Annotated in this window: 4 protein-coding genes and 1 pseudogene; 4 read left to right on the top strand and 1 reads right to left on the bottom strand. The window is 46.6% G+C overall.

Annotated features, from left to right (window positions below; all coding sequences use genetic code 11):
- From QZ176_RS10165 to QZ176_RS10155, 3 genes and pseudogenes are all read left to right on the top strand, one after another.
- A pseudogene (locus tag QZ176_RS10165) lies at positions 1 to 166 on the top strand (class II fructose-bisphosphate aldolase); the annotation flags it as partial.
- A gap of 1 nt (position 167) precedes the next feature.
- Entirely contained in the window at positions 168 to 1,457 is a 1,290-nt protein-coding gene (locus QZ176_RS10160) for a MotA/TolQ/ExbB proton channel family protein (protein WP_295153335.1), read from the top strand.
- Positions 1,444 to 2,466, top strand: coding sequence for an OmpA family protein (locus tag QZ176_RS10155; RefSeq protein WP_295153333.1), 1,023 nt, complete (start codon positions 1,444 to 1,446; stop codon positions 2,464 to 2,466). The genes QZ176_RS10160 and QZ176_RS10155 overlap by 14 nt, the downstream gene beginning before the upstream one ends.
- Positions 2,467 to 2,786: 320 nt before the next feature.
- Here the strand turns inward: QZ176_RS10155 and QZ176_RS10150 are convergent, their stop codons facing one another.
- Positions 2,787 to 3,827 (bottom strand): SEL1-like repeat protein, encoded by a 1,041-nt coding sequence (locus QZ176_RS10150; RefSeq protein ID WP_295153331.1) that lies wholly within the window; start codon positions 3,825 to 3,827, stop codon positions 2,787 to 2,789.
- Positions 3,828 to 3,974: 147 nt separating this feature from the next.
- Between QZ176_RS10150 and hisD the strand changes: the two genes are divergently transcribed.
- Positions 3,975 to 5,264, top strand: a complete 1,290-nt coding sequence (hisD, locus tag QZ176_RS10145; RefSeq protein WP_295153329.1) for a histidinol dehydrogenase — start codon at positions 3,975 to 3,977, stop codon at positions 5,262 to 5,264.
- The last annotated feature ends 281 nt before the right edge of the window (positions 5,265 to 5,545 follow it).

Genomic DNA, 5,545 nt, shown 5'->3' with positions numbered 1-5,545 from the left:
CAAAAATCGCGGCTATTTGCAAGCTCAAATCGGCAATCCGGAAGGCGAGGATAAACCGAATAAAAAATTCTACGATCCTCGCAAGTGGCTGAGAGCGGGCGAGCAGAGTATGGTGGCGCGTTTGCAGGTTGCATTTGACAATCTAAATTGCCTAAATAGGAACTAATATGGATCGCTCAAATAACGAAGTGCTCGATATCACGCTACCTGAGGCGAAGGAGCGCTCGTTAGCGGGCGTTTTTTTTAAGATCGCAGCTCTGCCGATCGCGGTTTTTGTGGTGTTTTTGTTGGGCTATTTGGGGCTTATCGGGCTGAAGGTAGAGATGCACTCGATCCTGATGCTTGCGGTTTTGCTTATTATTGCACTAATTTTAGCTCGTCATAATGCAGAATATGGTTGCTTAAATTTTCAAAATAATATCGATGATTTCAAGCGCGAGCTGAAAAATTACATTGTCGCCAATCTCCTAAGCATTGGTGGTAAGAAAAAATCCGATGCCAGCTTTGATCTTTTTGTGGACGAATACGGCTATTCGCTGCGTAATCAAAACTACGCTTCCGTCGCGTCGGCAGTCTTTCCGATGCTTGGAATTTTAGGAACTTTCATCTCGATTGCGATTTCGATGCCACACTTTTCCTCAAGCAATATCGATGGGCTCGAAACCGAGATCGCGCAGCTTCTAGGCGGCGTAGGTACGGCATTTTACGTCTCGATCTATGGAATTTTCTTAGCGCTTTGGTGGATATATTTTGAGAAAAAAGGCATCAGCAAATATGAGCGCCTGCTAATCAAATACAAAAATTCTACTAAAAATTTTTTCTGGAACAAAGACGAAATAACACAGGGCTATCTGAGTGAAATTTTAAACGCTAATTCTGAAATTTCGCGCTCATTTGCGATGATGAGCTCTACGAATTTTACCGAAAGGCTAAACCGCCTAATCGATGAAAAAATCGGCGCTTTTGAAAGCGTGATGGAAGCCGAGAAGCGAAGTATGGCGATTACACAAGAAGAGCTTGAAAAGGCAGGAGAGATGATCCAAAGGACAAATCTCGCTCACGGTGAGTTAGATAAGAGCTTCGCTCAAATTTTATCTGCGCTTAAGTCCGTGTCTGCAAGCCTAATCGAAATTCAAAACGGAATTTCCGCGCAGTATCTAAGCCAGTCTAAGACTTTAACGGATGGGCAAGGCGAGCTGGCTAACGTTACGAATGCATTAAGCGCTCAAATCAAGAGCCTAAATGCCTCCTTAGGCGGGTTTGCGGGCGAAATTTCAAGTTCACAGAATGCTTACGCCGCTAAAATTGACGCTAGCTTTAAGGGGTTAAGCGCGGATTTGAAGGCACTTTTAGCTGGAGAGGGCGCTGCGCGGACGAGTAATGAAAGCATCATCGAAGAGCTTCGCAAAACGCTTGCAAGCATCGATGAAAAAGCACTTTTAGATGAAAACGAATAACGAAGAAAAAGAGACCTTTTGGATTGCGTACGCCGATTTGATGGCAGGACTGCTTTTTGTTTTCGTGCTTTTAGTAGGCGGCATCATTGTCAAATACTTCCTTACGCAAAGCAATCTGCAAGAGAAAGAAAGCCAAATTTCAAGCGCTCTAGCAAGCCTTCAAAGCCAGGAGAAAAAAAGCGCCGAGCTTGAAGCGCTGAATAAAATTTTTAGCGACCAGCTCGAGAAGCTAAACATCGAAAACACCGATCTTCGCAAGCAAAATTCCATCTATTTCATACAGATCGAAGATCTGACCGAGATGGCGGAAAAGCTGAAAAAAGAGAATTTAGACATCAACTCGCTTCTGCAAAAAGCGCGCGACGACGCCAACGCTACGATCAGCCAAAACGAGCTTAAAATCGCCTTTTTACTCGATCAACTCACGCAGAAGGAGAGCGATTTTAATAAAATTTTACAAGACCTCAACGTCACGAAAAACCGCATCCGCAACCTAACCGGAATGAAGGTCAAGATCATCGCCGATCTGAAGGAGAAGCTGGGTGGCAAGATCCGCATCGACAACGAAAGCGGCGCGATGACGCTAAGCTCGTCGATCCTTTTCGACAAGGGCTCAAGCGAGCTGAAAGAGGACGCCAAAGAGACGCTCCGCTCGACGCTGCAGAGCTATTTCGCCGTGCTTTTAAATAACGACGAAATTCGCGAAAATTTAGATCAGATAATCATCGAAGGGCACACGGACAGCGACGGCGGATATTTGTACAACCTTGAGCTCTCGCAAAATAGGGCGTTTGCCGTGATGGATTTCATCAACTCGTGGAATAAAGATGAGCGACTGCAAAAATATCTCATCGCTAGCGGTCGCAGCTACACGCAGCCCGTGATGCGCAGAGGCGTCGAGGACAAGGATGCCAGCCGCCGCATCGAGATAAAATTTACCCTTTCAAACAAAGAGGCGATGGAGGAGATTAGGAAATTTTTGCAGTTCGACGCGAACGCTACGAATTAGCGGCTCGCTCGAAATTTTAACCCGCAAAAAAGAGAGCTTAAAATTTCAAAATTCTTAAGGAATTAACGGCTCATCTGAAATTTCAACGGCGGCGGAACGTATCTTCTTATTTTAGCACGAATGTCATAAATTGGCGGCTCGCTAAATTTTACGCACAGCTTACGCAGCATCTGCCGCGGCGGAATGGGTTTAAATTTTAAGCCCGCGCATTTTGACGCGCTTTTAGTACCTCCGCGCGGATAATATGGTTTAAATTTAGACCTTTAAATTTAATCCGTAAATTTAAGCAGGCCCACGGGCGGCTTAAAAATTTAAATGAATTAAAAGCCTAGCTCATTTAACTTTCTATATCCGTCACAACCGGCTTTGGATCCCAAAGTGCAAGCCTTATTTAAATATTTTTTTGCAGTATTCGCGTCCTGCCCCACGCCTTTGCCATAGAAATATGAAATCCCAAGATTATAGCAACCGTCGGCAAATTCCAAGCGACAAGCCTTCGAAAATAGCTCGTTTGCTTTTTTAGAATCTCGCTCTACGCCCTCGCCCGAATAGTATAGGACTCCCATATTGTAGCACCCATTGACTAATCCTAGATCGCAAGCCTTAGAATATAACTCATATGCTTTTTTGTAGTTTTGCTTTGTGCCACTACCATTTTCATATGAATTCCCGAGATTATAGCAGCTTTGGGCAAGCTCTAACTCACAAGCTCTAGAGTATAGTTCATTCGCTTTTTGGTAGCTTTGTTTTACGCCTTCCCCTTTTTCATATAAAATTCCAAGATTATGGCAGCTTTCGCCATGTTTTAAATCGCAAGCTTTAGAATATAGCTCGCTCGTTTTTTTATAATCCTGCTTTACGCCTTCACCCGAGGCATATAAAAGCCCGAGATTGTAGCATCCGTCACCTTCTTGCAAATCGCAAGCCTTGGAAAGCAGTTCGGTTGCTTTTTTGTAATCTTGCTTTACTCCTTTGCCTGAGTAGTATAAAACACCCAGATTGCCGCAAGCTATGCTATTTTTTAAGTCGCAGGCCTTAGAATATAGTTCGGTCGCTTTTTTATAATCTTGTTCTGCGCCCTTGCCGTATTCGTATGACGCCCCTAAGGTAGTGCAACCCCAGCCATCGCCCAAATTACAGGCTTTAGAATTTAGCTCTTTTGCTTTCTCATAATCCTGCTTCACACCATCCCCTGAATAGTATGCCATGGCGAGATTTACGCATGCTAAGGTGTTGTTATTATCGCATTTACTTCGCAACTTGCTTATACCGGGATCCTCTTGTTCCGTCGATGACAAAGCTGTGGCTTCTGCTAGCGATAAAGCCGCCGTGGCGATCAGCGCCAAAAATATCTTTTTCATACATCGCTCCGTTTAAAATTTCGGCTATTTTATTTCATTTTCGCTTAATCTTTTGAAAATTGGCGAGCTGTAAATTTACATCGCCGCGAGCTTAAAGGCGAAATTTAGCAAAAAGCGTTAAAATTCCAAGCATTACAAGGAGCGAAAATGAAAATTTTAAGAAGTACGGACGCAAATTTCAAAGAGGAATTTGCGAGGTTGGTGCGCCGCGGCGAGACAGATATGAGATCGGTAATGCCCGTCGTAAGCGGCATCATCGAGGAGATCAGAGCGCGCGGCGATGAGGCGCTAGCTGAACAGATTGAGAAATTTGACAGATGGCGCGTGCAGGGCGATCTGGCTATCACGCAAGAGCAGATGAGTCTCGCGTATGAAGGCTTAACCGCAGAGCTAAAAAACGCGCTACAAGTCGCATACGAGCGCATCTACGCCTATCACGAAAAGCAGCTTGAGAGAAGCTGGTTTAGCTTCGATCCAAGCGGCGCGATGCTCGGACAAAAGATCACGCCGGTAGATCGCGCGGGGCTGTATATCCCGGGGGGCAAGGCAGCGTATCCGAGCTCGCTTCTGATGAACGCGATCCCCGCAATCGTCGCAGGCGTAGAGGATATCAGCGTCTGCACCCCCGCCGTGGGCGGCGTCGTAAACGAGCTACTGCTTGCGGCGATGCATGTGCTGGGGATCAAAAAGGCCTACAAGGTGGGCGGCGCCAGCGCGATCGCGGCGATGGCATACGGCACGCGCACGATCGGCAAGGTCGATGTCATCACGGGACCCGGGAATATCTTCGTAGCGACCGCTAAAAAGCTCGTATTCGGCGACGTAAATATCGATATGATCGCAGGCCCTAGCGAAGTGGGCATCATCGCAAACGCTGCGGCAAATCCGCACAACATCGCCGTGGATCTGCTCAGCCAAGCCGAGCACGACGAGATCGCAAGCAGCTTTTTGATAAGCGACGATGAAAAATTTGCTCTTGCCGTCGCAGAGCACATCGAGCGCGAGCTGCCTACGCTCGCGCGCGAGCCGATCGCTCGCGCCAGCGTGCAAAACAAGGGCGCAGTCATCATCGCACGCGATATGAACGAGTGCGTGGGGCTGATGAACGAGCTTGCGGTCGAGCACCTCGAGATCGCGACCGAGAACGCCTACGAGCTGCTTCCGCGCATACGCCACGCAGGCGCGATATTTTTGGGTCACTACACGCCCGAAGCGATGGGCGATTACCTCGCAGGCCCTAACCATACGCTGCCGACCGGCGGAAGCGCGCGATTTTTCTCGCCTCTTGGGGTTTATAACTTCATCAAACGAAGCTCGATCATAGCGCTAAATAAGCGCGCCATAGACGAGCTCGGAGGCGCGTGCATGGCGCTAGCGGACGCCGAAGGGCTCGGCGCGCACAAAAAATCGGTGCAAATTAGATTTGAAGAGAAGTGATTTTGCGGCGGTAGCGAAATTACGAAATGAAATTTTAAAAAGCGGCTCAGGGCTTAAAATTTGCCCGCATATGGCTTAAGGCGGTTCGCATGCAGATTAAAAATTGCGAAGCGAAATTTTAAAAAGCACCGACGGCAGTTGCGAAACAAAGAGCTGAAATTTTAAAATTTAAAGATGAGTTAAATTTTAAAAAATGTAAGCGTCGCGGCAAGAGTAAAATTTTAAAATTTCAAAAGCGCTATAAATTTAAAAAAACGGCCGTATTTGATTAAAATTTAAGG

Origin of the sequence: uncultured Campylobacter sp. (genome assembly GCF_905373215.1) — a bacterium.
In the GTDB taxonomy this organism is placed as follows: domain Bacteria; phylum Campylobacterota; class Campylobacteria; order Campylobacterales; family Campylobacteraceae; genus Campylobacter_B.
This window is presented reverse-complemented; position numbering and strand designations above follow the sequence as displayed.